Raw genomic sequence first — 25,937 nt, 5'->3', positions numbered from 1 at the left:
TTACTTTGAACTCGCGTAAGCGACCCCGCACAGCGATTGAGCGGGCTTCTGCTTTGCATTTGGCGGCCCTTACTCTACTTGAGATGGAGTTAACATGGACGGGCGTGAAAAACTCGAAAGACTCAACAGTAAGCTTTTGAAAATTGCCCGAAAAGGTCCGATTTGGAAACCTGAAAAAAATGACAAAAGCTTAATGGCAAACGCGTTCTACTCCGAGTGGGCGATCCATTACACGGTGACGTGGCAAACTATAGTAGATGCACAAACGGATCTAATTCGTTGGTATGCCGAGAGTGCGTTCGAGCCAAGGTTTAAAGACGCACTTATGTCGTTGGCGCTTGGATATATAGAGACAACCGCAGCAGCACTCGATGCGAACAGTCTCCAGCAGTTAATTGGGCTGTCGCTAACGATAATTGAAAGCGCTGGACGTTTATCTGGAATTGGTGTGGTTACCATACTTTTTGAAATGCGCAGCGCGTTGAAAAAGATCGAGGTAACGCTAAACTCCGGTCGGTCTCAACTGGACGAATTTAGCGATTTACTGGCCGCTGTTGAAGTAAGCATGGAGACGATGTTATTTCTTTGTTTGAACGTGAACAGCCAAGTTTCTGCAATAACGAAGCGACCGCAAAGATTGTCGTCTATACAGCCATTACCGAGACCCTCAGTCGCCGAACTGAAGGCTCCGATTATTTCACGCGTCGCACAGGCTCGAAAGGAACTATACGCTGAAGATCCGAACTCTTTTACAGAGCGCGTTTCGTTTTGCGAAGAGGGTTTTTGGCCTCCGGGCTTCCGCAAGAGCGATTTGGCCATAACGGGCTCGATTGCGCAGTAACGCCAACCGGCCTTTTCTTTGGATCGACGCCTGTTTGCGACCGATGCTTGCTGACGCGCTCGGATTGTCGCCCGCTCGCCGGCGTCATACCAATTTCTGCACTGGCGGGTCGTTCGTTACGAAGCTAGAAGACGAAGTGATTTCAGCCCTGGCGAGGGGCTCACCTTACTTCGGCTTCTTAGAGCGGCGGGAGGAGTCTTCACGCAAATGAAGCTCCTTCCGGGCCGCCTTGATCAATTCGTCCGTTTCCTGACTTTCCTTTTTCAGTCCGGCATCGTCAGACTTCGCTTTCATCTCTTGGATCGCGGATATGAAAACCGTTGCTTTTGGCGCGGTCCAATAGCTTACTGACTTTCACTTGCTGGAAGCCAAGCGAAATCGCGAGCGAGCGGCACCCAAAAAGAGGGCCCACCCTATTCTAGTCAAGCCAGCTGATGATGCTTTCGCCAGCCGCTGGCATAGATGTCGTTGACGTGCGTGATCGTCGCCCGGTCGTACACACTTGACGTCGCCCGTGAGTGGCTCGCCACTGAGACGCCACCCGAAGCGGCGGCGAGTTGGTGCGCACGTCTGCACTGCCAATGGGTCGCGGCTATTGGGCTTGCGCAAGGCTGCTGTTGATGGTGCGCTTGCGCGCGAAAACATGCTGCGGACGTGGCGGGTAGAGGAAGGGGCGCCGCTTCGAAACCGCGTCAGATGCACGCTGGCGCCCCATACGACTCAGCTTGTAATAGGCAGTGACTAGCACTAGTCTGAATACGAGTAAGCATGCTCAACGAATGAAGGAGGCCTCATGTCGATTCCGGATTTGGTAACAAGTCCGCTCGGCCTCGTGGCATTCGCGCTCGTGGTTGTTGTCGGCCTTTTTGCAAAGTCAAAGCGTGGAGATGCTACCTGGCTCCGACCGCTGTTCTCCGCTCTCATACTTATCGTTGTTATAGGTGGCTTTGCGATCGCATATCTGAAACCAGATACTGGGAGCCAAGACGTTGCTGCTGGCGCCGGTCACAGCCCGCCGGCTGCCGCGAGCAGCAGCGCGCCGGGAGACGCTCCCGCTATTAAGATCGAAAAAAACTTGGGGCAGGTGATCGGAACAGTTAAAGGCAATGCGTCCTTCGGCTCGTCCCCTGAAAAGCCAGAATGAATGCGTGGACGTTCGTCCGCGGCGACTTCGCGGTCCTTGTTCTAATCTTTAACCTTTCAATATGCTGGGCCGCCGCGCCCGATCCCGGAATCAATGTCGAGACAAATTTCGGTGTCGTGATCGGGGTCGTCTCCGGGGATGTAACATTTTACGAGAAGGAAGGTGGGCCAAGTTCTCTGCAGGTTGGAGTGGTTCGGGGTAACCTGATAGTTAATAAGGGAATCCCCGTCGCGGCTGTCGCAGAACTTTCGAAGCGAATCTCACGTCAAAAGACTTCAATTAAGGATCTGCAAGAAGCGCTGCGCCTTCAGCTAGCGCGATACGAAGAGCTCAAAAAACAGCTGACGCTTGCGCCCCCGTCTGACCAAATCGCGAAGCGCGGGTTGGCATTACTTGACGCAGGGAAGTTGGACGAGGCGGGTGCGCTTTATGATCAGGCGATAGCCGACGACGAACACGAACTCACAGAGAACGAAAATAGAATCGCCCGTCGAATTTCGGAACGAGCCGGAATATATATGCTGCAATGGCAGGTAAACGACGCTATAAATCTATTTCGGGCAGCAAACAAACGATTTCCTGCACAACCCGATATTGTTCTGGGGCTAGCAAAAATTTTAACGGAAAATACCAACAGCAAAGATGCTAATCGAGAGGCAGAAACATTACTCTCCGAGACAATAGCAACATGGCGATTGGCCGCTGACGGCAAAACTCTAAAGAACCAAGACAATCTCGCGGTGGCCCTTACTTACCTCGGCCTCAGCATGCACAACCAGGGCGGGAAAACGCGGATGCTTTCCATCCAACCCCGTTTGGAGGCGCTTGAGATCGATAAACGGACATGTGATTCCGCGACTGAAAAATGCATGGAGCGCATCTCGTGGATTACAAAGAACATCGCTATCTTGTACGTTCAAGACGGTAGATTATCAGACGCACAGACTCTGTTAGGGGCGTCCTATGACTTCATTTCGACCCGCCAAAAGATGCCCCACGCGATCGACGCGTTATTGACCATAACAATGATGCAAGTGTCGGTTAGTAGTAGGCGGGGAGACTACAAGACCGCCGCTGACCTCTGCGCCGCAGTCGTAAACGTGTTTGATACAGCGGCTACCACGAAAGATGTCGGAGCCTCAGGCGATTCAATGACCTACGGAGGTCAATGCGCTCTTGTCTATTATGATTGGGGCAAGAAGCCAAAATCGTTGCACCTCTGGCGTCGAAGTCTTCAGAACGCCAGCGATCTCATCAAACTAGCTCCGTCAATGCGTTCGTTTACCAGCGTCTTCATCTTCCTAGGTAGCACTGTGCCCATCTGGAGCGACGGAGCTACAAATGCGGAAGCATCGTACATACAGTCAATCATTGAAGACTACGATAGTAAATCCGGTGGTCAAATGACTACTCCCAGTAATTTAGCCTCGATATGGCTCGGTCTTTCTGATGTTATTTACGCGAGCGGACGGAAAGCTGCGGCCATTGAAATGGTCGAAAAACACGTTAATATTGATTCCCTAACCGGGATAAGCCGTTACTGCGCCGCGGAAAAACTTGGAGTCATGAAAATCGAATCGGGCGATATGACGGGCGCGCTTCATATCTACCGCGGCACGATTGAAAACTCAAAGCAAACTACCGAGTTCCTTTCTGCGTGCCCTGAGTGCAGAGATCTCATCGCAGGGATGTACCTGAACGCCGCAGAGGCATACAGTCGAAGCGGAGACGCTAGTCAAGCGACGAAACTCCGTGATGAAGCAAATCGTTTGGCCCCGGATACGACGCCAGCGACAGGTGGATGCGTTTTGATGGGAGGAGATTTGTGAAACCCTACCAGTGAGTTTTCATCGTTGGTTGAGTTCGTGTTCTTAACTTTTTAAAGTGACAACGGCCGCATTGTGCCGGTCAAAACCTGCTTGGCGCCCGTATGGACGGGATAGTCGCACGCCACCTGATCCGATCATCGATCAATGTTGGGCAGCAGTAGCGGATACTCGTCCAGTTACCACGTTTTTCCGAACTAGTCCACCTAGATACGCGGTCATCGAACGCTCTATGAACCAATACGTCAGCATTCCTGTGACCATACAGCCCGCAAAAGATAAAGCCACGTAAAGAACCGCGTACACCGGGCCGGACGATGTAATTCCAAATAGCATCCGCAGCGCTCTCGTTATTTCGAACGAGACGAACTGCACTAAATAGATCGAGTAAGAGGCGTCGCCAATTAACCCCAACAACCGGCACCTGAAGGTAAGCGTGGCACCGGCAACGTCTTGACTGGATATCGTGATGTTCAGACTGCGACGCGCAGCTGAGCTGCAACGAATCAGGGTGCGAGTTCGTCGATGCGGTTAATTGCATGGTCGGCGATGCGTGCGAGCACGAAGCGTAGACATGCCTCAGGATCGATGCCATTGAGTTTTGCACTGCCAACGCATCGCAACTCTGCCTGGTTTCAATAACGCTTACACCTTGTCGACCGATGAGCGGCAGAGCGGCCCGACGAAGACCGTAAGCGCTCGATCTGGCACACGGGACCAACGTGACCGCGTGGCAACAGTCGCGTCAATACGGTGGTTGGATCAAGCGTTGTTAAGCGGTCAAGGCGTATGCTTCGAGAAGTTAAACGGCAGCAGGTCGGTAACATCGGCGTCTAATGCTCGTTGCGGCAATTCGCTGAGTACCCGTACGAGATACGCATAAGGTTCGACGTTGCACGCTCGGCACGTGAGAATCAAGCTGTAGATCATGGCGCTGGCCTTCGCGCCAGCAACCGTGTCACTGAACATCCATGAGGATCTGCCGGTGCAGAATGGCCTGATGTCACGCTCGATCACGTTGTTATCGATTGGGGCGCGCCCATCGTTCACGTAGCGGCTCAGGTACGTCCACTGATTGCGTGTATAGGAGATCGCCTTGCCCAGCAGGCTCTCAGGAAGGATCTGCGGTGCCAGTTCGTCAAGCCATTTCTTGAAGGATTCGAGCAGCGGCACGCTGTGTAGCTGGCGCAGCCGGAAGGTGTAATCGACGCGCGTCTCGCTTTCGGGCAGATCCCCCTTTGCGAGTGTTTCGACCTGGTAGAGCGCCTTGAAGTATTCCAGTGCATGTGCGGCCCGCCCGCCTGGTTTCTTCATGCCCTTGAGGGCATCCACGAAGGCACGCCGGGCGTGGGCCAGGCAACCAAAGTGCATCGGACCTTCGAGCGTGCGCCAGGCGGCGTATCCATCGGTCATCAGCAGGCCCTTGTAGCCCGCGAGGAACGCCTGGGGATATTGCTGAGCGCGCCCTGGCTGGTAGTCGAACAGCACGACGGGTTCAGAGCAGTCTTCAGCGCTACGGTACACCCACATATACGAGGTGCTCTGAGCGGCTTTGCCCGGCTCCTTGAGCACCTGTACCGTGGTCTCGTCGCCGTGAATCAGCTGTTGCGACAGCAGTGTCTTGCGCAGCGCCTCGTACAGACGGCTGTAATGCAACTCAGCAGGCCGGATGATCCAGTTCGCCAGCGTAGCGCGTCCGACTTCGATGTCCGCGCGCGCCAGCGCATGGGCCATCCGGTACAACGGTGTTCCGTCAACGTATTTGCCCGCGGTGACCGTGGCGATCATCGCCGCACTGGCATTGCTGCCCGGCAACGGCTGGGCCGGCATCGGTGCGGTGATGACCGGCGTGCGCTCGGCGTGGCGCTCGCAGTGGCGGCATGCATACTTGAAGCGCACGTGCTGAAGCACCGACGCCTTGACTTCGATGTGCAACTGTTCGCTGAGCTCTTCGCCCATGCGGTGCAGCGCGTGCGCGCAGCACGGGCATACCTTCGCGCTCTCGGGCAGATCGTATTCGATGCGTTGGCGTGGCAGGTGCGCCGGTAAAGGCTTACGTCCCGGTTTGCTTCTCGTGGGTGCCGGCGGATCCGGCAGGCCCGTGTCGGGGAGCACAAACGCGTCGTCAGTGGCGCCGGCGTCCATGTCGTCGGGTTCGGAGCCGACGACCTGTTCGGCCTCGTCGAAGACGCGATCCTTGAGCTTCTCGCTGCTTGGGGCGAATCGCTTGCTTTGCGCGAGGCGGAACTGCTCTTCGAGCTGCGTGATCCGTTCGCCCAGCTGCCGATTGCGTGTCTCGAGTTCACGGATATAGGCCTGGGCGGCTGGCGGCAATCGGGAGAAGTCGTCCTCGTTCATGCTTCCACGATAACGAAGTGTCGCGCGCGATGGGTTTACGGGAATTTGTAACAGGCCGGCTGACGCTGACAGGTGACGCGCAATGCTCAACTGGCGTGATGATACGACCGTACCGGGTGGCGGCGCACAGCATCAATGTCGATGCCCTCCAGGAGCCAGTGCAACTGCTCGCTCGTCAGCTTGACTACGGTTTGCTGCCGGCTTGGCCAGACGAAGTGGTCTTCTTCGAGGCGCCTCAACATCATCCAGAAACCGTTGCGATCGTAGAACAGCAGTTTGACCCGGTCGCGTTTGCGGTTGTGGAAGGCGAACACGGCGCGTGCAAACGGATCGAGCTGCATGGACTGCTCGACGAGCGTCACGAGGCTATTGATGCCGGCCCTGAAGTCGATCGGTTCGCGATGCAGGAAGACCGCCAGGTCGGCTTCGAACCGAAACATCAGCGCGCTCCCAATGCGACGACCATCGCATTAACGATTGCCACGTCCTCTGCTGAACATTCGAGCTCAAGCTTCACGCCATTGGGCAGATGGGCAGACAGCCGTGCCAGTCGTGTTGAGCGTGGCGAAACGCGGGATGATTCTGCTCTGGTGGCGTGGTGCGACGCGGGCGCGGACGCCATGACCGCTGTCGGCTCGTCGATCGCTACGACCGGAACAAACGCTGACGGTGCGACCGGCTCGTTGTGCCCGATCGGGGGCCGGGCGCGATTACTCGCCTGAACCCATTTATGCAACTGGTTGGCATTAACGCCTGCCTTCAGGGCGAGGCCCGATAGCGAAGCGCCTGGCCGCAGACAGGCTTCGACGAGTCGTCGTTTGTCCGTCGGATCGAAGCTTCGCTTGCCGCCGACACCAACACGCGTCACGCGTAGGGGCAAAAAGCTGAGGTCATCTTCTGTCATGGATTGCGTCCGCAAAGTGAGGTTGCGGACGCAATCGTGAGCCTTCTCAACAACGCAAGCTAGGTGTGGGAAATCGCGCGCTTACCGAAGACCGGCTCGTATTGGCTCGGAAGGGGAAGTTCGTTGCGCCTGCCTGAACGGCCCAAGTGGGCCGACTCTCATCCCAGGCTTTGCTCGTAAGCGGCCATACGTTGAGCGCAGGAACCGATGGGGTGCGGATGACCGCCATGGCCGACGACCCGACTGACATCTTCCGCGTACGAAGGTCCGTTGTCTGGGCGGAGCCGACGTTCGAACGTCGGTGGGAAAGCGTGAGCCAACGTCCGTAGCTGGCCGACTACTGCCCGATGCGGTAGGCTGTAGTCGACCCATCTATTTGATACTTGCTCGCGTCACTGGCAGCCTTGGGCGGTATAACGGCCGTTCGTCGCGAGAGAACGCGGCCTGTATGTACCCGCTGTTGTAGCACTGAGACGCCCGAACTTCGCCTGCATGTCGTCGTTGGAAGTGCGGAGGCACCCAAGAAATCAGCGCCGGCTTAAATCCCAGATTCATCCTAATGACGCTCTACCACCGACTACGATTCGCCGAGAAGCGTTTCCGCAAATGCCGATCCCTTTGCAACTTGATCTGTTCCCCCTGCGTTCTCGAAAGAAGTATTCACCTTTGCTACAACAGCGCTCAGCACTTCATCATTGATTAACATGTGTGTCATTAAACTAAGATGTTTAGCGACGTCCACCTTAGCCCCCGTGACTGCTATGGCATACATCATCGCAACGTAATACTTTATGTTGGTAGCGGTTTTTCGATCAAAGCCTGAATCCTTCAAATGCCGCTCCACTGCTCTTATAATTTGGATGATTTTCAAATAGATGTCAATCGGCATATCCAAACTGAAAATTCGCTTGTATTCGATATCGGAATTGATCAGCGTCGACGGGCGCGCGCGCGCTTGATCCGGCTTCAGCAAAATGATCGCCATCATAGCTTGCGCCATGTAAGATATGCTAATAATTTGCGAAATCGGCATACCTTTATTTTTATAGAAATTCTTTTTCCGATCGTAGTAAAAGCCATTGGCTTTCAAGAAATCTTCGATATTTCGGTGGATTTCGTCCGAACTCCTTAGGGAGGCAGGAGGTATGGCTGTTTGGCTGTTCGTCGCGCGGATAATTCGATCTCGCGCTGGCTCATCTTTCTCGCATATGACGCGAACAAGCACTGTTCTGTTATCTTCTATCGATTCGTGGACGTCAGAAAAATGTTGGTATATCTCATGTGAGGTCTGAAGGCCATTGACAATTTGAGGGTCTTCGATGGTAAGTTGCTTACCGGCTAACACAGCATTCGGTGTAATTATCGTAACGCCGTTATTCAAATACCAAAAATCCTCAGAGTTCGCATTTTGCAAAGTCTGGCGAATGCCTGTATTGACAGTAACGCTGCCTTGATAATCACGGACATTAGATTCGAACAAACTCCGCGCCAACGCACCAGCGTCTGAAATAAATTTAAAATAGCTCTTTAATTTCACAAGACATATATAGCTTCCGTCGGCTGTTCCGATCGGTGATTCGGCGACTTCAATCAGCCGTGATGTGGTCGGAATATCACGGGTTAGCTCTAGCAACCGACTGGCGCCTACAAACTCAAACTGAAACTCCGCGTTGCTAAAAAGCGATGCGATCGAGTCACGAAGTTTATCGACTTTACCTTGCACGTTTGGATGAATTTCTACGCCTTGAGTCACATAGAAATATCTGATTTGGAGCCTTGGAAAGGTTTTTGCTAGCTGCCCATAAGCTTTGCGGAACAAGCCGACTTGATCCCTGATGTCTTGATTATATCGATCTGAAAAATCATTTATTTCGTTAGCGAGATTAAATAGATCTTCAGCTGATTCTCGAAATTTTACAATCGCGTCTTCTTTAAAAGACGGCGATGTCTTGGACTGGATCACTACCAGATCAATGCTGTTTTTCTTTTGTGTCGAATTGATCGGAGTATCTTCTTTGAGAAGCTCACCATTCACAAAAATGTATATTGAATCAATACCGCCATCACCGCCATTCCCTACGATCCCATACTCAATGTCGTCATATGACAAATCTTGATTTTTCAGTATCTCGGTCGCAGCATAGATTTCAAAATACTCCGAAATCGACAGGCCATTTTGACTTTCTTCGCTGCGTTCCTTGATGATCTGTTCAAGGATAATTTGATCGTTCGTCTTTTTTCCATGATTCACCGAGGAAGTCAGTTGATGCGTAGAGGTGTATTCTCGCATTTCTGCTGCACTAATACAGAGCGCGAGAGTTCACCTTTAAAAGGTGTTCTTATCTCCGCATGGTCAACGACTGCTTCCGGGATCTGGCGGCCACTTGAATGACCTCGTGACTGCGTCGGCGAACGACCGAAACTGGCCGCACAGAGCCCTTTCCGAACCGCCAGAGAGCTTTCGGCTTCGAAGTATTGCCGAACAGATCGGTCGCACCGGCACCGTGCGGATTAGCTGAACGTCACTTTTTTAATTAGTCTATCGTGGGTAGAGCGTAACCGTCCGACCCTGACCGTGTAGACGCTTGATGAAGGCGACGCCATGCTTTCCGGGGGCACAAATGTGACTGTGTCCACAAAGGAATCATGGACACAGTGACTAAATTCACCGAAGTCAAAGTCGCCCGGAAGTATCGCCGGCGTACCGTGGACGAGAAACGGCAGATCGTCGAAGAGACGTTATCCAGTGGACGTTCGGTGGCTGAGATTGCACGCAGTCACGAAGTGAACGCGAATCAGCTGTTCGACTGGCGCAAGCAGTATCTGGATGGACGCCTTGGCGTGAACGGTCGCGAATGCGCCTTGCTGCCGGTCACCGTGAATGCGGCCAGCGACAGCGGCGCGGCCAAACCGGATGCAGCGACGCGTTCGGCCCAGGCGCCTGGCACGCTCCGAATCCAGTTGCCACGAGGCGAGGTACATGTTGAAGGGAGCGTCGATCCCAACACGCTTCGCGTGGTGATCCAGTGCCTGATCCGATGATTGGTCCGCTCGCAAACACGCGAATCTGGGTTGCCGGCGGATTTACGGATATGCGCTGCGGCTTTGACGGCTTGGCCGCGAAGGTGCAGACCGTGCTGGCGAAGGATCCATTCTCTGGCCACATCTTCGTGTTCAGGGGCAAACGCGGCGACCTCATCAAGTGCCTGTACTGGCGCGACGGTGGCCTATGTCTGTTCGCCAAACGCCTGGAGCGTGGGCGCTTTGCGTGGCCTCGTGCTGACGGCGGTGTTGTTTCGCTGACCAGCGCTCAACTCGGCCTTCTGCTCGAAGGATTCGACTGGCGACAGCCAGTTGATGCAGCGCGCCCCTGCAGCGCTTTGTAAACGTATGTTACAACGCGGCCATAGCGCCATGCACGCGCGTAAACTGCCTGCATGGCATCCAGCGACGCTACGCTTCCGGACGATATCGAGGCCTTGAAGGCTCTCTTGATCGCGCGTGAGGCGGCGTTACGTGAGCACGAAGGCGAACTCACGGATCTGCGCGACACTGTAACGGCGCTCCGGAAGACACTCTCCGACCGGGCGATCGAGATCGAGCACCTGAAGCTGTGGATCGCGAAACTCCAGCGCATGCAGTTCGGGCGCAAGTCGGAGAAGATTGATCGCCAGATCGAACAACTGGAATTGCGTCTCGAAGATCTGCAGGCCGACGATGGTGCGGCGACGGTCGACGCACCGACAAGGCCTCGCCCAGAAACCGGCAAGCCGACGGGACGCAAGCCACTTCCGGAACATCTGCCGCGCGAAGACGTTGTTCATCAGCCCGACGACGCGTGCTGTCCGCAATGCGGCAGTGCGCTTGGCGAGCTCGGCGAGGACGTCTCCGAGCAACTCGACTACGTGCCGGGGCATTGGCGAGTGATTCGTCACCGCCGACTCAAGAAGGCCTGTACCTGTTGCGACTGCATCGTGCAGGGGGCTGCGCCCAGCCGGCCAATCGATCGCGGCATGCCGGGTCCGGGGTTGCTCGCGCATGTTCTGGTCGCCAAATTCTGTGACCATCTCCCCCTGTATCGACAGTCAGTGATTTACGCGCGCGACGGCGTGCAGCTCAGCCGTTCGACACTCGCGGACTGGGTCGGCCAGTGCAGTGCGTTGCTCCGGCCACTGGTAGAGGTCGTTCGCCGGTACGTAATGGCCGCCTCGAAGATCCACGCGGATGACACGCCCGTACCTGTGCTTGAGCCCGGGAACGGCAAGACCCGTACCGCACGTCTCTGGACATACGTTCGGGATGACCGGCCAGCCGGCTCGAAGGAGGCGCCGGCGGTCTGGTTCGCATACAGTCCCACAAGGGCTGGTGAATATCCACAGGGCCATCTGAAGGACTTCAGGGGAACGTTGCAGGCCGACGCGTTCGCGGGGTACAACGCGGTCTATGAAGGTGGTGATGTGCGCGAGGCTGCATGCATGGCGCACGCGCGCCGTAAATTCCACGATCTGTTCGTCGCGCGCAGGAACGAGGTCAACACTGAAGCGTTGCGCCGGATCGGCGAACTGTACGCAATCGAAGCCACGATTCGCGGCAAGCCACCAGACGAACGAAGACGTGTCAGGCAGGAGCAGGCGCGTCCGCTACTCGATGCGTTCGAGATCTGGCTGCGCTCGACATTGGGTTCGGTGTCGCAGAAAGGCGATACCGCCAAAGCCATCAACTACGCGCTGAATCAATGGGCGGCGCTCACGCTGTACGTCGAGGATGGCGCCGTGGAAATCGACAACAACGCAGCCGAACGCGCTTTACGTGCCGTCGCTCTCGGCAGGAAAAACTTTCTGCACTTCGGTTCCGACAGCGGCGGCGAACGCGGGGCCGCAATCTACACCCTGGTCGGTACCGCCAAACTGAATGGCCTTGATCCCGAGGCCTACCTGCGCCACGTCATCGCTCGCATCGCCGAGCATCCCGTCAATCGCGTCGACGAGCTGTTGCCATGGGTCGTTGCCGATCGGCTTCACCACGACGTCGCCTGAACTCAACGCGCTGCCGTCCAACAATTCGCTATCAACACGCTGTCAAGAACGGTCGTGGCCGGACGGTTACGGTAGAGCTTATCCAGGCATGCAACGAATTTTCTCTGCAATTCCGCATCCGTTTCGAGGTCACACAGATAGCCATCGACAGAATCACGAATGTCCCGCCATAGACGCCCTAAATGGATGTCCATTCGATGGGTGTAGCGGCAAGGCCACATAGAATCAAACTTCACTTCGTCCACATCGGGAACGATTGCCAAAGCTGGATGCCTAGTGCTTGCGGTTAGCTTCCAAACCAGCCTGCGTCCGATATGCTCATGGTGTTGGTCGCACCAAATGCCCGTAGCGATCCCACGGTGATTTACCCGGTTACGGAAACCGTCGAACAAAACACGCATCATTTCTTTATGGTAGACCTCCTGTGGCAGGTAACGTTCTGCGTACGCGGAGACCTCAAGTTTTCCAACCCCATCAGTACGACCGTCCAAAAAGGCCGCGAGATATTCCAGCATGCCAAAGCAGGCCATGAGAGTCGGGAAGTAGGCGTGGGTGATACCCTTTTTGGTTTTCGATGGCACGCCGGTTAGGCAAATTACCATATCCTTCTCAAAGCCCAAGAGTCGGGAGCGCAGAAATTCTGCGGCGAACTTTGCTGGATTATCTGGAAATCCCCGGTGCGGCTTTCTCGATTTACTCAGCGTTGGCATACGCACTTGCAACGTGGAACCAAATTCACCGAAGAGAGAGGTCGCGGCTGCATCGGTCGGGACTGCTGAACGCGAACATCAAAAAATGGGCACGGAAATCGACTACGGGGTCGAGTGTTGCGAAGCGCGACTTATTAACGATTCCAATCGCTCGTACACCGGACGTCAGTGGTCAGTGGCCATGTCCGCGCACTCGCTCCTTCTCGGCGTTTCCGCCCGTGTCCGCGGACCCCGCGTCTGTTATGTGCCAGCGATGGCGCAGCCATCGGCCAATTGCCATGCTGATCAAAGGCACCACGATCAGACACGCAAAGTAAATGAGCTTCGTTTCCCAGATCATGATCCACAGTCCTCTCGCATCTCGCTCACCACGACAGACATGCCGTACAGGAAAAGCGTCAAAATAGTGTACACAGGAAACTCCGCAGATCTGTGAGACCCAACGTCGACGTGAAAGGCTGCAACGTAGTAATACAATTGAGTGTAGTCGTACTTGCGGTGGAGATCCATTCTTGCGACGAGCGAACCGAGCCAGCAAATTACCGTTACCGCAAACAAAAATATTGCCGAACTTCGCATTTTTTTCGATGCTTTCTCCTTCTCGACGCGCGGCAAGTTGAAGTTTTGTATTTTGTGGAGAGACGTCCGGAGTAGCGGGGTCAAAGCGGCCGAAGACGCGGCGGTGGCAATAAAACCCGAAAAATCAACCGAATCGAAGAACGCCCCGGAGATAAGGATCTGGACGGCCCACAGAATGCTCGGAAGAAAGTAGACGTAGAAGCGCTTTTCTATGGTCATATTTTGGTACTCTCGCTTACCGACACGAATGAACTTACGTCCCAATCGAAAGAGTTAGTGGGCGGTTCGGTCCCTTACAAGTGCAATGCGGGCGCCTCACATTACTGTCCACTCCTAAAAATTCTTATTTTTCATGCTTCCCTCTCGCCGGCCCCGATTTTCTCCGAACACAGATTTCGCCGGACGAGCGTGCAGTTAGTTAGACTGCAACGCACGGAATTTGCTTGGAATATACGCAAGTTGCTCGAGTACAGACGTTGGAATGGCGGCTCAGCCGAGGAAGCCGCCGAATGGGCGGAGCGGATCGTACTGTAATGCCGACAGACTGGTCGAGAATAGCCGTCATGCCGACGGTCTCTAGGGAAACGTGCCACGCCACAGCCACGCTTCGCGAAACGGCTTCTTTTTGCCGAAAATTTGGTTTCTGTCAGTACCTAATTAGTTGAAGACCAAGCTTAGGAGACTTCAATAACCTGTGTTTTGGCGGAATTTGCATCAGGGGCTGTGATTGACTTCCATAGCAGCGACCAACCTTCCCCTTTTGATGGGGTGAAAAAGATGGCGGACACAGGTCAGAATAGTGAAGATTCAACCCAAGGCTTCCTTAAAGTCGCTAATCAATACAAGGAGTTCATTTTATTGATAGTGGCGCTAGTAAGTGCAGTGTTTTTCGTTAGGGACTATTTTGCCACAAAGCAAGAGGTACGCGTTCTCCAATGTCAGGCACAAAACGGCCTTGCTCTCGTCGAAAGTCGAGTTCAGTCTGAAGCACTAAAGAAAAATATTTTATCTCTTCAGCATGATATTGACGACCTCGTTGAAAAGAAGAAAAAGCTAACGGGGCAGGCGGCTAAATCAGCGGTCGATGCAATCGCTGCACTAAATTTTGATCTTAAAAATGCGACCTCCGACCTGAATGACGAGCGTGCGTCTCAGAGCAAAGCAATTGAAAATCTTAAGCCTGGTGTCTGCGAAAATGAGGTACTGAAAAAATGAAATTTTTACTATTTCTTGTAATTTTTTTAGAAAGTCAACGTTGTCTGAGTCTGGAAATTGATCTCGGCACTGCACCCAGCGTGGGCTGTAGCAAGCTGCAATTTGAAAATAGAGATCAAGACACCATCCCAATGAGAAGCTGGGGTAACTCTCCTACTAGCCTTAAGCTGCTAGTCGAATCAAATCTCGACAACACACAGCCTGATTTACTTCGCTTTTGTGCTGAAAGCACCCGCGACGAAATCGGCCCGCTGATAATAGCCGAGGATCCGGTATCGGCGACCCCTGTATTTCAAGAAAAATTTCAACGGTGTGTTTTAGCTCAGCGCCCGCGAATCTCTATGGAGTTGTATGGGCTTGTATTGCGAACAAGCGGTCCGTGTGGACAGGGAAGCAAAGGTCAGAAATATCTGAAATAGACAAATCAGTTTCGGACATGAAATGCAGTCTCGGAGAGAATCCATGTCTGCACTATGAAACTGGCAATTACGCGTCGTGGCTGTCCCTATGAACATGAGTTCGGTTCGCCGTCCGGTCACGGGCAGGAGGCGACGCCTGAATGCCCGTTCGACGATATCTTTGAACGACGGCGTGTGGCCGAACTGAGCTACTGAGCCGGCTGCAATCGCGGTCGAGACTCGCCGGGCCGACTCACGCTCTTTCCAAACCATCGGTTCAATGGTGAAAAATGCGGGAGCGAGCGCGCCACGCTCCGGGACAAATGCTGGACGGGTCAGCGGTGGGGAAATGACCGGATCCCCCGCGCGCGGACTACACTGAATCATGCCTTGCAGGGAGTCCCCCATGAACATCACACGCACCGCACTTGTTCTCGCATCGGCCCTGGCCGCCACATCGGCTTTTGCACAGCTTCATCCGAGCGTCGAAACCGACATGTACGCGCCGCAGAACAGCACGACGCTCATGCCGAACGCCCCTCTCGGCAGTCAATATCCGACGCACGGCAACGCGCAAGCTGGCGAGCTCAATCTCAATCCGAGCGACCCGCGCGCACAACTCGTCAACGGTCTGCCGAACAATGCCAATAGCGGCGGCTACGGCTCGCCGCTCGCAGGCAACAAGGCAAACGTGCCTCGCGGCGAATGAACGTGCTGCCTGGACTTCCAACGTCAGAAATAACAAGGTGCTCGGCCCTCGATCCTCGCGCTTCCTCGTCCTGCCGAACTCGGAAGCGCCGTCTAAGGGGCCCCGTCACAGGGTCGGCGACGTTCTCACTGGACGGTCGCCGGCTCTGCCCCGTCAGCCGGCGGCCACATACCGCCCTCCTCCGCGTCCGGATCTGAAACCGGCCCTAGGTCCGCTCCGAACCACGGCACCTGAGCGCGAACCATAACGACGTACTTGTCCCAGCCGGGCTGGTGGCCGGCAAATAGGTCGTGCTGGATCGTGTACGCCAGAAGCCTTCGGTTCAGTTCCGGCTCAAGCAGCTCCTTCGACCACAGAAAGAACGCACTCGCTGCCCGCGCTGCGTATTCGTATGGAGTCAACTCCCCGTCCACGAGTGATAGAAGCGGGAAACCCGCCAACGCCTCTTCCTGCGCGGCCGCCTCGCCGATTGTGTTGTATCGCGCCGCGCATTTCATTACACATCCGATTGACTCGACGACATCCCCGAAATGAAGAAGTAGCGCACGCCGTTCAACCGCATCTTGCTCGCTCATATGATCTCTCCCGTTTTCTGATAGTTAGACTTTATTTCAATCCAATCGCACGCCGCATTGCCAGCGTGATGCCTTGTCGGCATTGGAAGTATCCCGCCCACGGATCAGCACCGAGCGATCGCTGACGCTGCACTGCGTTCGCGATCGTCCACTGATCCGCTGCGCGGACGTCCTTAAGCTCGTCCCACGCTATCGGCATCGACACTCCCATGCCGGGTCTGGCTCGCGCCGAGAAGACCGAAGCAGTGCTCGCGCTTTTGCCGTTGCGCAGATAGTCAATAAAGATCTTGTTGATTCGGTTCTTCGGTCCGAGGACCGCGGAAAAACGCTCGGGCATGATGCCCGCCATATGCCGCGCTATAGCTTGCGAGAACCCCTTTACCTCGGCCCAACTTTGCCGACGAGTGACGGGAACAACGATGTGATACCCCTTCCCTCCGCTGGTTTTAGCGAAGCTCTTGAGACCGATCTCGTCGAGCAGAACTTTCGCGAGCAACGCGGCGTCGGTCATCATCTGCCACGGCAAGCTAGGATCGGGGTCAAGATCCAGCACAAAGCGATCGGGGTGATCGAGGTCGGGTTGAACAGCATTCCAACTGTGGAATTCGATAACGTTCATTTGCGCCAGCCCGATCATCGCCTCGCGCGTGTCGATGGCGAGCAGCGGTGGGTGATTGGGGTGAAGGTCCGCTGGGAGGCGCGTTATGCCGGGGATGCCCATCCGCTCTTCGTGCTTCTGAAAAAAAATCTCGCCTTGAATTCCAGACGGCGCACGGACGAGCGAGACCGGCCTGTCCGCGAGATACGGCAGAGCGAATTCAGCAATTTCGTCGTAGAACCGCACCAGATCGATTTTTCGCAGGCCCGTAGTTTCGTCGATCACGCGCTCTGCGTTCGAGACCTTCAGGCCGGCGATCACATTCTGTCCCGCCCGCTTCGACGCCGGGCGCGCCGTGGCCGATTTCCTCGGCTCTGGCGCCGACGCGTCGACATCAACTTCCTTCTCTTCGATTATTTCTTCGGCTGGCTTGTCTGTGCGCATGCCGTGAAAGATCGGATGGCGCACCTCACCATTCGGCGTCCGTTCTAGGAAAGAGGCTTCGACAACCAGTTCCGGCTTTAGCCAGAGGAAATCGCGCGCCCGCTCCGCTGCCGGTGGGTTGTAGAACGGTGAACGTGCTTGGATCAGCGCCTCAGTTTGTTTTTGCAGTTCTGCGATCTGGCGGGGACGCAGTTCCGCCTTGACTGTTCCGGCAAAGCGCAGCGATCCGTCCCGCTCATGCACCCCGATCATCAACGAGCGAATCCCGGATTTAGCGCCCGCCGTTCGGGTAAAACCCCCAACGACGAATTCTTGTCTAAGCAAGCATTTGAGCTTGAGCCAGTCCGTCGAGCGGCCGGAACGATACGGCGCATCTGCGCGCTTGCCCATGATCCCTTCGAGACGCATCCGGCACGCAGACGCCAATAGGGAGGCGGGGTCTTCTGCGAACGACTCGCTGAGCCGCACGTGTTCGCTAGGCATTTCATTGATAATCGCAGCCAGAGCGTCCTGACGTTCCCGGAGCGGCACTGCGCGCATATCCAGACCGTTCAGGTACAACAGATCGAAGGCGAAATAGGTCAACTGCGCGGTGCTGCGCCGGTCAAACGCGTTTTGCAGGGCGTTAAAATCCGGGACACCGCCCTCGGTCAACACGACGACTTCGCCATCGAGCCATGCCGAGTTGACCGGCAACGTCGCCAGCTCCCGCGCAAGCACGGGCATTCGATCAGCCCAGTTATGCCCGCCCTTCGTGATGAGCTTTGTCGCCCCGTTTTCGATCCGACACATCAATCGATAACCGTCGAACTTGATTTCATAGCGCCAGTCGCCGGTGGCGGGCGGTGCTTTGGCAAGGGTCGCTAATTGAGGCGCGATAGCGTCGGGAAACGCGTCCGGGGCGCGCGCTGCCGCGTCGGGATTCGATCGCTTCCGGCTCATGTGCATCTCGTTGAGGTTTGATCATCGCAATCGTCTTGGAAGATTCCAAGCGACATCCAGAGCAACTGCTTTCTCTCGCCCGCGTAGATCCTTCCCCATCGATGCGGATGACCGCGACGCGGGCGGATATGGTCGCCCGCGCTCCGGAGCGGTTCAGCGCGCTCGGCGCAGCACCGTTGCAGGACATGGATCGCGCGATCGCGGAACTCGAGTTTGCGGTCGGCACGTTGGGATTGGCGGGCATCGAAGTGGGCAGCAATGTGAACGGCGAGCCGATTGGCGATCCACGTTTCTGGCCGTTCTTCGAGGCCGCGGAGGCTTGCGGAGCGGCGATCTTCGTCCACCCGTTGCGTCCTGCGGGGATGGAACGACTCGTGGGTCCGGCGTCGCTCGAGCAGATCGTCGCGTTTCCCGGGGAGATCGGGCTTGCCGCGGCATCGATCATCACCGGCGGGCTTCTCGCGAAGTTTCCGCACTTACGCATCGCGCTCAATCATGGCGGCGGGTCGATCCAGGCCTTGCTGCCCCGCATGCAGTTTGCGTGGGAGCGTCAGCAGACACTGCGCGAGGCGGTTCAGGTCGCGCCCGTTGCGACCGCCCGCGCGTTCTATTACGACGACCTGCTGTATAGCGCAACGGCGATCCGCGCGCTGATCGAGACAGTCGGACACGACCGCGTGATGATCGGCACGGACTATCGGTTCGCGATCATGGACGCCAACCCGGCATCGTGAGTGTCGTCCCTCGGCTTGAGCGAGACAGTGGAGGAAGCATTGCGCTGGCGAAATGCCGCAGCGTGGCTCCGGCTTGCGTGAAATTCCTCAACCGGTCACTCGCAGCTATTCAGCCAGCACCGGTAGCTGCAGATAAGACGCATAAGCCCCGCCGGTGTGTATGACATGGGTTCCGCTGTTGGCAGGGGCATACTCGCGCGTCCCCGGCATCATCGTGTTGAGGAGACTTCGGCCGCTGATGACAAAGCGCAACTGTTCGCCCGGATAGAACGCGAGTCCGATCGGAAGCAAATCAATCTGAAGCGCTACGATTTCGCCCGCAGAGAGCTTCTCGATCCGGTCAAAAGCGTGGGCGGGCACTTGATCCGTCGACAGCGTTGTGTCCAGGCATCGCATGGAAGCGCGCAGGCGTCCGTCTGATCCTTTGTAGCGAAGAATCGACGCGCCGCGTTCGGTGATGTCGTGCGCGAGCGCGCCTTGATTGGGGATGGTGAACTGCTGCAACGGCGTGCCGTAAGCGTCCAACTTCTGGACGAGAACGAACAGGTCCATGTCGTCGCTGCCCCGCGCCTCGACCCAGAGATGCGCTTTCGGATAACCGACCAGCACGGTCTCCCGCTCGAACCGCGTAGCGAATGAAACCAGGTCCGGGTTGGACTCGACTTCGTAAGAAACCGTAGCCGCCTGCGCCGGTTCGAGCGTGACGAGCGTGCGCGAGCGGCTGTCCAGAAAGTACTTCGTCGGGGTGACGCCCTTCGGCGGGAATTCGTCGGCGGCGACGGCGATCTTGTCGCCGCCTTGCATGTCATGCACCGCGTAGCGTACTCGTGGCGTCTGCTCCCATCCGTTGTCCTCGCCCTTCAGGAAATGATCGAAGAAACGGCGCAAGTCGTCGCGGTTCGTCTCGTCGTAGTAGTCGGGCCATTCCTGCGAGTTGTGGATGCGCAGCCACTTCTCCTCGGACGCCATTCGGCGCCATGCGCGGAACGTCCCGGCGGTGTGCAGCGTGTTCGAATAGCTGGCCACGACGTAGGCCGGCACCGTAATCCGATCGAATCGAGGAATCTTGTTTTCCCACAGTTCGTTCATGAGCGGGTAGCGCTCGGCCTCGGCGAGAATGTCCTCTTTTTGACCGTTGCCCCAGAAGCTATTGTCCTGGAGTTGCCGAGCGAAACCGGTGTCGGGCATGCCGCCTCGCATGACCAGATCGCGATAGACATCGCTGACGCCTTCCCACGGATTGATCGCGGCCAGATGCGCGGGCTGTTCCGCCGCGGTGAACCACTGCGAGACGGCAAGGTACGAGGTGCCGCTCATCGCGACCTTGTCGCTGCACCACGCCTGCTCGGCCAACCATTCGATCAGATCATGGCAGTCGCGGCCCTCCTGGCGATCCCACACGACGCTGTCGCCTTCGCAATTGGCGACGCCGCGGATATCCGGATTGCAGATCGCGTAGCCCTGCGCGCACCAGTAAGCCGGGTCGGGGCCTTCGAACTTCTCCAGACCCGACACGATCCCGTTGTCCAATCCGACCATGCCGAATATCCCGATCACGCTCGGGGACGTTCCCTGTCCTTTTCCGTACGGACTCCACGCGACGATGACCGGCACGCGCTCCGCTCCTACCGGACGAAACACATCGACATAGATCGTCACGCCGTCCCGCAGCGTGACTGCCAGATCCTTCTCGAAGACGACGTCGACTGGAAGCGCGCAGAACGGCGGCGCGATCTTGAAACCGGCCTCCAGGACGCGGGTGCCGGGTTCAAAGCCGCTCAAAGTCCCGTACCTCGGACCCGGTTCCAGCGACTGGGATGGCACGAATAGTTTTTGATCGTTGCTCATGGTGGACACATCCGGTTGGTCACGCACATTTCGATGGCGAATAGGCGGATTGTTATTCAGTATGGCTAATTGTAATTGCGTTTGCGCCCCGGGCCGTCGTCAAGTCGTTCCGGCTGGAGCACGACAAGTCCCGCCGCCCCTCCCGGACCAACGCGCACTCACAACTTGAACAGGCGCTCGGCATTCCCATGTGCAATCTTCTCCCTGTCTTCCTGACTCACTGGAAGGTTTTCGAGGAACGCGCGAGCGCCCGTGTTGGTGAGATACGGATAATCGACCGCATAGATGATGCGATCCGCGCCCAGGACTTTGTGAATGAACTCGAAATGCGGCAAGTTGAGCATGCCGCTCGGCGTCACGTACACGTGTTGTTTGTAGGTGTCCGTGATCGAACGAGACAGACGGGTCACTTCCTGCGACATGGAATCGTCCATGCGCTGAAGATAGAACGGCACCATCTCGCCCCAGTGACCGCTGATGACCTGCAGATCCGGGAATGTGTCGAACTGGCCGGAAAGCATCATGCGAATCACCTGCACGCCGGCTTCGTTGTGCCAGCCCCAGCCGAATAGCGACAGGCGCGCGCTGAGTTCCTTGTCCAGCCCACCATAGTAAGGCTCGCGCACTTCGGGCAGCGGAAAGCCCGGGTGAACATACACCGGCACCTTCAGTTCGTTCAGCTTGGCGAGAACGGGCTCGTAGCGCGGATCGTCGAGAAAAGTCTTGCCGGGACGTCCGGTGAGCAGCGTGCCTTTGAAACCCAACTCCTTGACCGTTCGCTCCAGTTCCGCCGCGGCGGCATCCGGATCCTGCCACGGAAGCGTGGCGAAGCCGCCGAAGCGCGTCGGGTTCGCCTGAATCGCTTCCGCCAGCCGGTCGTTGGCGGCGCGCGTGAGGTCAAGCGCTTCGGCGGCGGGCGCCAACTGCGGCGAGGCGCTATACGACAGAATCTGCATGTCGATGCCATGCTGATCCATATCCGCGATACGGCCTGCCCCAACGTCACGAGCAAGCTCCATAGACTTTTTGGGCGGTACGAGCGACGGGCGGGCACTGTCGGCCGAAGGCGGCTTGTCTTCGACACGACTGCCCCAGTCCGCCATGTACGCCGCTTCGGCGGCTTGCCCTTGCTGGCTGGCTTTTGCGATTGCCGCGTCCACCGTGTGTTCTTCTATGCAGATGATCTTCATCGATAACTCCTGGAGAGAACCGGACGTCCGCCGCGATCGTCAGATTTCGCGCGCTTTCAGCGATGCGCGAACTGGCAGACGCTTGATGATGCAATGCAATTCGTCCGCGAGCGTTTCAGCGTGAAAGGCGCTGCCGGCACGATTGCCGACAACCTCGGTACATGAGACAGAACGATTCCCTTGCAAGTTCACGGATCATTCGCGCGTGGCTCACTGCGCGGCCCACTTCATCACGAACTCGGGATAACGCGCGCCGACGACCGCCCCCGGTCCGAATGAACTATCCAGTGTCGCGAGTTCGTCGGCGGTCAACGTCACATCGAGCGCGGCCATGTTGTCGGCAATGCGCGATGGCCGGTTGACACCGGCGAGGGGCACGATGTCCTCCCCGCGCGACAAGATCCAGGCGAATGCAAGCTGCGCGGGCGTGAAGCCTTTTGAGGCGGCCATGACTTCGAGCACGCGGGCGGAATCCAGATTACGGGCGTAGTTTTCGCCGTGCATGTGTGGCGCGAGGAACTTCGCCCCTTCCGGCGGCGCGCCCTTGGGCAGCGTGCCTGTCAGCATGCTCTCCGCGAAAACGCGATAAGCGACGACGCCAATGCCAAGTTCCCTCGCGACCGGCAAAATTTCCGGCTCGATGAAGCGGCAGGCGAGCGAGTATTCGATCTCAAGTGCCGTGACCGGATGCACGGCATGCGCGCGCCGGAGCAACCCGGCTCCGACCTCGGACACGCCGAGATAGCGCACCTTTCCTTCGCGGATCAGGTCGGCGACCGCACCGATCGTCTCTTCATAGGGCACATCGGGATCGGCGCGGCCAGGTTGGTAGAGATCGAGCACATCCACGCCCAGTCGCTGGAGCGAATAGGCGGCGAAGTTCTTCACCGAGTTCGGCCGACCGTCGAGGCCGATGATGCGCCCATCCGGCGCCACTTGCGCCCCGGATTTGACGCTCAGAAACGCTTTGTCCCGGCGGTCGCGGATGGCCCGCCCGACGAGCATTTCACTCTGGCCGCTGCCGTAGAAATCGCCGGTGTCGAGAAGCGAAAACCCCGCATCCATCGCGGCATGAATGGTGCTGACCACGTCCCGTTCATGCTCGTCGCGCCCCTGCGAAAGCTCATGCAGCCCAGTCCCAGCGCGGATACAGTAGGTCCGTCCCGGCCCAGGCGCCTTGTCGTCATTTCAGCCATCGCAATTCTCCTGTTGTACGTTCAACGTAGCCGGTGCGCGTCGCGACAAGTGGATGGTAGGTGTTGAATATCTATCGTAGATAAGGATACTTTATCGACCAAGGCAAACTGTTTTAGAGTGGGGCTTCGTGAGACCTTGGTCACTCTGAATACTGCTGGCAAAACCTTTCCTAATCGTTTGATCCGGAGTCGATGAAATGCTTCGTAAAGTCGTGTCGGTCATTGTCATTCTTGCCGTTCTGCTGGCAGGCGCCGCTTACTTCATGCCCCGGCCGTCGCCGTTCGTGCTTGGCAAACTGCTGACGCTCTTAGCTGAGGTAAAACCGTTGCATGTCGAACCGGTGCGTGACGGCGTCTACTACGTGACCGGCGGGATGTCGAATAGCGGCTTTATCGTCGGCGACAGCGGGTGATCGTCATCGATGCGCAGATGTTTGAACCATCCGCCAACAAGGTGCTTAAAGCCATCGGCAAGATCACGCCGCTGCCGGTGAATACCATGATCCTGACTCACAGCGATCCGGACCACGTCGATGCGCTGCCCGCCTACCCTCGCGGGATGGAGATCATCGCGCAAGACAACACGCGCGGCGAAATGCAGGCCGCGCTCGATAACCCCAGCGAAAACCACACGCCCACGCCTCCAGAATTGAAAGACTATTTGCCGACGAAGAATGTAATGGATAGTGAGAACCTCGTTGTAGACGGCGTGCAACTGAACTTGCTGAATATCGCGCCGGCCCACACGGATGGCGATCTCATCGTGTACTTGCCCGCCAAGAAAATTGTGTTCGCGGGCGATATTCTGACGCCCGGCTCCGGTCCCTACCCCGGCATACATCTGGCAAAGCACGGCTCCTCGTTAGGCTGGATGAAGACGATGGAGGCGCTCATCGCCTTGAATGCGGACGTGTACATTTCAGGCCACGGCGAACCGCTCAAACGCGACGATCTGCAGGCTCGCCTAGAGGCCGCAAGACAGCGGAGGGCCGAGATCGCACGCCTCGTCGCGCAGCACAAAAGCCTCGACGAAGTGAAAGGCGCCCTCAACGACCCGGCCCCTTCGGGCGCTGAAAAACTGTTTCCGACGTTCACCGAAACGACTTATCAGGAACTGACCGGACAATAAGCTTCGTCTACGTGGCCTCATCCTTCGATGGCTTAGGAAAACCTGGGAAAAAGCGACAGCGCATTGTTACGCATGAAGTCCTGTCGCGTGCCGTCCGCAATTTTGCTCAGGCAGGAAATGCGCGTGCACATCGATTCGCTGGTTCATGTCTTCTCCCGTCAATCACTAATACGGAACTGGAACACCGGGCGTCACGGATGCACGGCGCGGCCATCACGAATAACTTAAGAAGCGTCGCTATGCGAGCCGGGCAACGAAAGCCGGCGACATCACCCGGCGTGAGCCTTGGAATTTGCATCCAGCGACTTCAGACCATCCGGCAGCTCGATTTCCGGCAACTGCTTCTCAGCGAGCTGCTTGATAACCGAGCGTGACACTCGAAGCGCCGCCAACGCAAGCTGCATGACCTCGCGCGGGTGCTCCGCAGGCGCCGCGCCCGACAAAACCGTCTCGACGCTCTGGCGGATCCCGCCGATCAACAGATCCCTCGCGCCGCGAACGCTGGTGAACTGGGCGATGCCCTGTTCCCGCGCCGTCTCGAGGTCACGCGGAAGATAAACGTCAGTCAATCGTCCGCTGGCGCCGCCCCGGATGCCCGTCCTCGTAATGAATCCGCCCCACGCCGGATGCGACACCGCGATCTGCGTATAGAGCAGGCAGCCGGTCCAAACGCGCTCGATGTTCCCCCGGACGAACATGGCCCTCGCCACTTTCGATAGAAGAATCACTTTGAAAATCCATCAGTTACGCGACGCCGGCGGCGGAATATTTCTGCGACATGATCCGCAGGGCAGCTACTCCGATGGCAAAGCGCTATCCGCTGCAATCCGGCGGCGGAAAATGGACCACGCCGGTTTGATCGATTGCGGCGCGGTTCCGGGCCGCTTTTAGCAGATCGCGGAGCCTCACAGACAATTCCGTCGCCAGCCTTACTCGAAAAAATATCGATGACTCAGCCCCTTCAACCTGCCGTACTCGATCAACTGTTCCGCACCGCGCGACCCTATAACGGCTGGCTGCCGACGGCCGTTTCCGACGAGACCATCCGCGATCTCTATGACATCCTCAAGTGGGGCGCGACGTCCGCAAACAGCAACCCGGCGCGTTTTGTCTGGGTGAGAACATCGGAAGGCAAGGCGCGGCTCGCGTCGATGGCCGCCGAAGCGAATCGCCCCAAGATTGTGGCTGCTCCATTGACCGTCATTATTGGCCACGATCTGAGTTTTTCAGATGCATTGCCGAAGCTACTGCCGCCGACGCACGTCGAAAAGATGCAGAAGCTTTTTTCCGATGCTGATATTGCTCAGAACACTGCAATGCGCAATGGCAGTCTTCAAGGTGCTTATTTGATGCTGGCGGCGCGAACGCTTGGACTAGACTGCGGCCCCATGTCCGGTTTCGATAACGGCGCTGTCGACAGCGCTTTCTTTCCGGATACGCAAATCGGTTCGAATTTTATCTGCGGCCTCGGCCAAGGGGACGCCGCTTCGCTGCATCCGCGTTTGCCGCGGCTCGCTTTCGAAGAAGCGAACTGGTTTGCTTGAGGGCTACACGTTATTGC

General features: G+C 56.9%; 26 protein-coding genes and 1 pseudogene. 13 read left to right on the top strand and 14 right to left on the bottom strand.

The window, feature by feature from the left end:
• Positions 1 to 94 precede the first annotated feature (94 nt).
• Positions 95 to 841 (top strand): hypothetical protein, encoded by a 747-nt coding sequence (locus tag AC3D25_RS17780; RefSeq protein WP_488889789.1) that lies wholly within the window; start codon positions 95 to 97, stop codon positions 839 to 841.
• 165 nt (positions 842 to 1,006) lie between these two features.
• On the opposite strand, the gene AC3D25_RS17775 is transcribed toward AC3D25_RS17780, so the two are convergent.
• The gene (locus AC3D25_RS17775) at positions 1,007 to 1,135 is read right to left on the bottom strand and encodes a hypothetical protein (protein ID WP_488889788.1); all 129 of its coding nucleotides are present in this window, start codon (positions 1,133 to 1,135) and stop codon (positions 1,007 to 1,009) included.
• Positions 1,136 to 1,634: 499 nt separating this feature from the next.
• Here AC3D25_RS17775 and AC3D25_RS17770 point away from each other — a divergent pair, with 499 nt between their 5' ends.
• Entirely contained in the window at positions 1,635 to 1,985 is a 351-nt protein-coding gene (locus AC3D25_RS17770; RefSeq protein WP_488889787.1) for a hypothetical protein, read from the top strand.
• A complete protein-coding gene (locus AC3D25_RS17765) occupies positions 1,982 to 3,814 on the top strand; it encodes a tetratricopeptide repeat protein (RefSeq protein WP_488889786.1) in 1,833 nt (610 codons plus the stop codon). The genes AC3D25_RS17770 and AC3D25_RS17765 overlap by 4 nt, the downstream gene beginning before the upstream one ends.
• 503 nt (positions 3,815 to 4,317) lie before the next feature.
• On the opposite strand, the pseudogene AC3D25_RS17760 reads toward AC3D25_RS17765, so the two are convergent.
• The 5 genes and pseudogenes from AC3D25_RS17760 to AC3D25_RS17740 form a co-directional block, all read right to left on the bottom strand.
• Positions 4,318 to 4,425, bottom strand: a pseudogene (locus tag AC3D25_RS17760) (transposase domain-containing protein); the annotation flags it as partial.
• A 166-nt stretch (positions 4,426 to 4,591) separates the two neighbouring features.
• Positions 4,592 to 6,169, bottom strand: a complete 1,578-nt coding sequence (gene tnpC, locus AC3D25_RS17755; protein ID WP_488888343.1) for an IS66 family transposase — start codon at positions 6,167 to 6,169, stop codon at positions 4,592 to 4,594.
• An 86-nt stretch (positions 6,170 to 6,255) separates the two neighbouring features.
• Positions 6,256 to 6,609: an IS66 family insertion sequence element accessory protein TnpB gene (gene tnpB, locus AC3D25_RS17750; RefSeq protein WP_309787806.1), complete on the bottom strand. Its 354-nt coding sequence runs from the start codon at positions 6,607 to 6,609 to the stop codon at positions 6,256 to 6,258.
• Positions 6,609 to 7,073, bottom strand: a complete 465-nt coding sequence (tnpA, locus tag AC3D25_RS17745) for an IS66-like element accessory protein TnpA (RefSeq protein ID WP_309787805.1) — start codon at positions 7,071 to 7,073, stop codon at positions 6,609 to 6,611. The genes tnpB (AC3D25_RS17750) and tnpA (AC3D25_RS17745) overlap by 1 nt, the downstream gene beginning before the upstream one ends.
• 577 nt (positions 7,074 to 7,650) lie before the next feature.
• Entirely contained in the window at positions 7,651 to 9,363 is a 1,713-nt protein-coding gene (locus AC3D25_RS17740) for an AIPR family protein (RefSeq protein WP_488889785.1), read from the bottom strand.
• A gap of 356 nt (positions 9,364 to 9,719) precedes the next feature.
• On the opposite strand from AC3D25_RS17740, the gene tnpA (AC3D25_RS17735) reads away from it, so the two are divergent.
• The 3 genes from tnpA (AC3D25_RS17735) to tnpC (AC3D25_RS17725) are packed head-to-tail and all read left to right on the top strand — an operon-like array spanning position 9,720 to position 12,109.
• Entirely contained in the window at positions 9,720 to 10,115 is a 396-nt protein-coding gene (tnpA, locus tag AC3D25_RS17735) for an IS66-like element accessory protein TnpA (RefSeq protein WP_488889784.1), read from the top strand.
• Positions 10,112 to 10,459 carry an IS66 family insertion sequence element accessory protein TnpB gene (gene tnpB / locus AC3D25_RS17730; protein WP_488889783.1) on the top strand — a complete coding sequence of 116 codons (348 nt, stop codon included), beginning with the start codon at positions 10,112 to 10,114 and terminating at the stop codon, positions 10,457 to 10,459. Before tnpA (AC3D25_RS17735) ends, tnpB (AC3D25_RS17730) begins: the two co-directional genes overlap by 4 nt.
• 51 nt (positions 10,460 to 10,510) lie before the next feature.
• A complete protein-coding gene (tnpC, locus tag AC3D25_RS17725) occupies positions 10,511 to 12,109 on the top strand; it encodes an IS66 family transposase (protein ID WP_488889782.1) in 1,599 nt (532 codons plus the stop codon).
• 2 nt (positions 12,110 to 12,111) lie between these two features.
• Here the strand turns inward: tnpC (AC3D25_RS17725) and AC3D25_RS17720 are convergent, their stop codons facing one another.
• Positions 12,112 to 12,819: a hypothetical protein gene (locus AC3D25_RS17720; RefSeq protein ID WP_488889781.1), complete on the bottom strand. Its 708-nt coding sequence runs from the start codon at positions 12,817 to 12,819 to the stop codon at positions 12,112 to 12,114.
• A gap of 336 nt (positions 12,820 to 13,155) precedes the next feature.
• Positions 13,156 to 13,617, bottom strand: a complete 462-nt coding sequence (locus tag AC3D25_RS17715) for a hypothetical protein (RefSeq protein WP_488889780.1) — start codon at positions 13,615 to 13,617, stop codon at positions 13,156 to 13,158.
• A 504-nt stretch (positions 13,618 to 14,121) separates the two neighbouring features.
• On the opposite strand from AC3D25_RS17715, the gene AC3D25_RS17710 reads away from it, so the two are divergent.
• The 3 genes from AC3D25_RS17710 (at position 14,122) to AC3D25_RS17700 (ending at position 15,720) form a co-directional block, all read left to right on the top strand.
• The gene (locus AC3D25_RS17710) at positions 14,122 to 14,613 is read left to right on the top strand and encodes a hypothetical protein (RefSeq protein ID WP_488889779.1); all 492 of its coding nucleotides are present in this window, start codon (positions 14,122 to 14,124) and stop codon (positions 14,611 to 14,613) included.
• On the top strand, positions 14,610 to 15,032 hold the full coding sequence (locus AC3D25_RS17705; RefSeq protein WP_488889778.1) for a hypothetical protein: 423 nt from the start codon (positions 14,610 to 14,612) through the stop codon (positions 15,030 to 15,032). Before AC3D25_RS17710 ends, AC3D25_RS17705 begins: the two co-directional genes overlap by 4 nt.
• Positions 15,033 to 15,417: 385 nt before the next feature.
• Complete coding sequence (locus tag AC3D25_RS17700; RefSeq protein ID WP_488889777.1) at positions 15,418 to 15,720, top strand: hypothetical protein; 303 nt, start codon at positions 15,418 to 15,420, stop codon at positions 15,718 to 15,720.
• Between the two features lie 125 nt (positions 15,721 to 15,845).
• On the opposite strand, the gene AC3D25_RS17695 is transcribed toward AC3D25_RS17700, so the two are convergent.
• Both AC3D25_RS17695 and ligD read right to left on the bottom strand, forming a co-directional pair.
• Entirely contained in the window at positions 15,846 to 16,295 is a 450-nt protein-coding gene (locus tag AC3D25_RS17695; protein WP_488889776.1) for a hypothetical protein, read from the bottom strand.
• Between the two features lie 31 nt (positions 16,296 to 16,326).
• Positions 16,327 to 18,279 (bottom strand): DNA ligase D, encoded by a 1,953-nt coding sequence (gene ligD, locus AC3D25_RS17690; protein ID WP_488889775.1) that lies wholly within the window; start codon positions 18,277 to 18,279, stop codon positions 16,327 to 16,329.
• A gap of 101 nt (positions 18,280 to 18,380) precedes the next feature.
• On the opposite strand from ligD, the gene AC3D25_RS17685 reads away from it, so the two are divergent.
• Positions 18,381 to 19,013, top strand: coding sequence for an amidohydrolase family protein (locus AC3D25_RS17685; RefSeq protein ID WP_488890452.1), 633 nt, complete (start codon positions 18,381 to 18,383; stop codon positions 19,011 to 19,013).
• Between the two features lie 105 nt (positions 19,014 to 19,118).
• Here the strand turns inward: AC3D25_RS17685 and AC3D25_RS17680 are convergent, their stop codons facing one another.
• The 3 genes from AC3D25_RS17680 to AC3D25_RS17670 form a co-directional block, all read right to left on the bottom strand.
• The gene (locus tag AC3D25_RS17680) at positions 19,119 to 20,861 is read right to left on the bottom strand and encodes a CocE/NonD family hydrolase (protein ID WP_488889774.1); all 1,743 of its coding nucleotides are present in this window, start codon (positions 20,859 to 20,861) and stop codon (positions 19,119 to 19,121) included.
• Positions 20,862 to 21,019: 158 nt separating this feature from the next.
• On the bottom strand, positions 21,020 to 22,051 hold the full coding sequence (locus tag AC3D25_RS17675) for an amidohydrolase family protein (RefSeq protein WP_488889773.1): 1,032 nt from the start codon (positions 22,049 to 22,051) through the stop codon (positions 21,020 to 21,022).
• A gap of 210 nt (positions 22,052 to 22,261) precedes the next feature.
• Positions 22,262 to 23,140: an aldo/keto reductase gene (locus AC3D25_RS17670; RefSeq protein WP_488889772.1), complete on the bottom strand. Its 879-nt coding sequence runs from the start codon at positions 23,138 to 23,140 to the stop codon at positions 22,262 to 22,264.
• Between the two features lie 304 nt (positions 23,141 to 23,444).
• On the opposite strand from AC3D25_RS17670, the gene AC3D25_RS17665 reads away from it, so the two are divergent.
• Positions 23,445 to 23,660, top strand: coding sequence for a hypothetical protein (locus AC3D25_RS17665; RefSeq protein WP_488889771.1), 216 nt, complete (start codon positions 23,445 to 23,447; stop codon positions 23,658 to 23,660).
• Entirely contained in the window at positions 23,657 to 24,376 is a 720-nt protein-coding gene (locus AC3D25_RS17660) for an MBL fold metallo-hydrolase (protein WP_488889770.1), read from the top strand. Before AC3D25_RS17665 ends, AC3D25_RS17660 begins: the two co-directional genes overlap by 4 nt.
• A 269-nt stretch (positions 24,377 to 24,645) precedes the next feature.
• Here AC3D25_RS17660 and AC3D25_RS17655 read toward each other — a convergent pair whose 3' ends face one another.
• Positions 24,646 to 25,104: an RNA-binding protein gene (locus AC3D25_RS17655; RefSeq protein ID WP_488889769.1), complete on the bottom strand. Its 459-nt coding sequence runs from the start codon at positions 25,102 to 25,104 to the stop codon at positions 24,646 to 24,648.
• Between the two features lie 219 nt (positions 25,105 to 25,323).
• Here AC3D25_RS17655 and AC3D25_RS17650 point away from each other — a divergent pair, with 219 nt between their 5' ends.
• Complete coding sequence (locus AC3D25_RS17650; protein ID WP_488889768.1) at positions 25,324 to 25,920, top strand: malonic semialdehyde reductase; 597 nt, start codon at positions 25,324 to 25,326, stop codon at positions 25,918 to 25,920.
• Positions 25,921 to 25,937 lie beyond the last annotated feature (17 nt).

This window comes from Caballeronia sp. SL1002 (assembly GCF_057814995.1).
The sequence above is the reverse complement of the archived record's forward strand: the minus strand, read 5'-3'. Positions and strand labels throughout refer to the sequence as shown.

Coding starts and splice junctions, on each gene's coding strand:
- AC3D25_RS17780 (WP_488889789.1), top strand. CDS start 95: ATGGACGGGCGTGAAAAACTCGAAAGACTCAACAGTAAGCTTTTGAAA.
- AC3D25_RS17775 (WP_488889788.1), bottom strand. CDS start 1,135: ATGAAAGCGAAGTCTGACGATGCCGGACTGAAAAAGGAAAGTCAGGAA.
- AC3D25_RS17770 (WP_488889787.1), top strand. CDS start 1,635: ATGTCGATTCCGGATTTGGTAACAAGTCCGCTCGGCCTCGTGGCATTC.
- AC3D25_RS17765 (WP_488889786.1), top strand. CDS start 1,982: ATGAATGCGTGGACGTTCGTCCGCGGCGACTTCGCGGTCCTTGTTCTA.
- tnpC (WP_488888343.1), bottom strand. CDS start 6,169: ATGAACGAGGACGACTTCTCCCGATTGCCGCCAGCCGCCCAGGCCTAT.
- tnpB (WP_309787806.1), bottom strand. CDS start 6,609: ATGTTTCGGTTCGAAGCCGACCTGGCGGTCTTCCTGCATCGCGAACCG.
- tnpA (WP_309787805.1), bottom strand. CDS start 7,073: ATGACAGAAGATGACCTCAGCTTTTTGCCCCTACGCGTGACGCGTGTT.
- AC3D25_RS17740 (WP_488889785.1), bottom strand. CDS start 9,363: ATGCGAGAATACACCTCTACGCATCAACTGACTTCCTCGGTGAATCAT.
- tnpA (WP_488889784.1), top strand. CDS start 9,720: ATGGACACAGTGACTAAATTCACCGAAGTCAAAGTCGCCCGGAAGTAT.
- tnpB (WP_488889783.1), top strand. CDS start 10,112: ATGATTGGTCCGCTCGCAAACACGCGAATCTGGGTTGCCGGCGGATTT.
- tnpC (WP_488889782.1), top strand. CDS start 10,511: ATGGCATCCAGCGACGCTACGCTTCCGGACGATATCGAGGCCTTGAAG.
- AC3D25_RS17720 (WP_488889781.1), bottom strand. CDS start 12,819: ATGCCAACGCTGAGTAAATCGAGAAAGCCGCACCGGGGATTTCCAGAT.
- AC3D25_RS17715 (WP_488889780.1), bottom strand. CDS start 13,617: ATGACCATAGAAAAGCGCTTCTACGTCTACTTTCTTCCGAGCATTCTG.
- AC3D25_RS17705 (WP_488889778.1), top strand. CDS start 14,610: ATGAAATTTTTACTATTTCTTGTAATTTTTTTAGAAAGTCAACGTTGT.
- AC3D25_RS17700 (WP_488889777.1), top strand. CDS start 15,418: ATGAACATCACACGCACCGCACTTGTTCTCGCATCGGCCCTGGCCGCC.
- AC3D25_RS17695 (WP_488889776.1), bottom strand. CDS start 16,295: ATGAGCGAGCAAGATGCGGTTGAACGGCGTGCGCTACTTCTTCATTTC.
- ligD (WP_488889775.1), bottom strand. CDS start 18,279: ATGAGCCGGAAGCGATCGAATCCCGACGCGGCAGCGCGCGCCCCGGAC.
- AC3D25_RS17685 (WP_488890452.1), top strand. CDS start 18,381: ATGCGGATGACCGCGACGCGGGCGGATATGGTCGCCCGCGCTCCGGAG.
- AC3D25_RS17680 (WP_488889774.1), bottom strand. CDS start 20,861: ATGAGCAACGATCAAAAACTATTCGTGCCATCCCAGTCGCTGGAACCG.
- AC3D25_RS17675 (WP_488889773.1), bottom strand. CDS start 22,051: ATGAAGATCATCTGCATAGAAGAACACACGGTGGACGCGGCAATCGCA.
- AC3D25_RS17665 (WP_488889771.1), top strand. CDS start 23,445: ATGCTTCGTAAAGTCGTGTCGGTCATTGTCATTCTTGCCGTTCTGCTG.
- AC3D25_RS17650 (WP_488889768.1), top strand. CDS start 25,324: ATGACTCAGCCCCTTCAACCTGCCGTACTCGATCAACTGTTCCGCACC.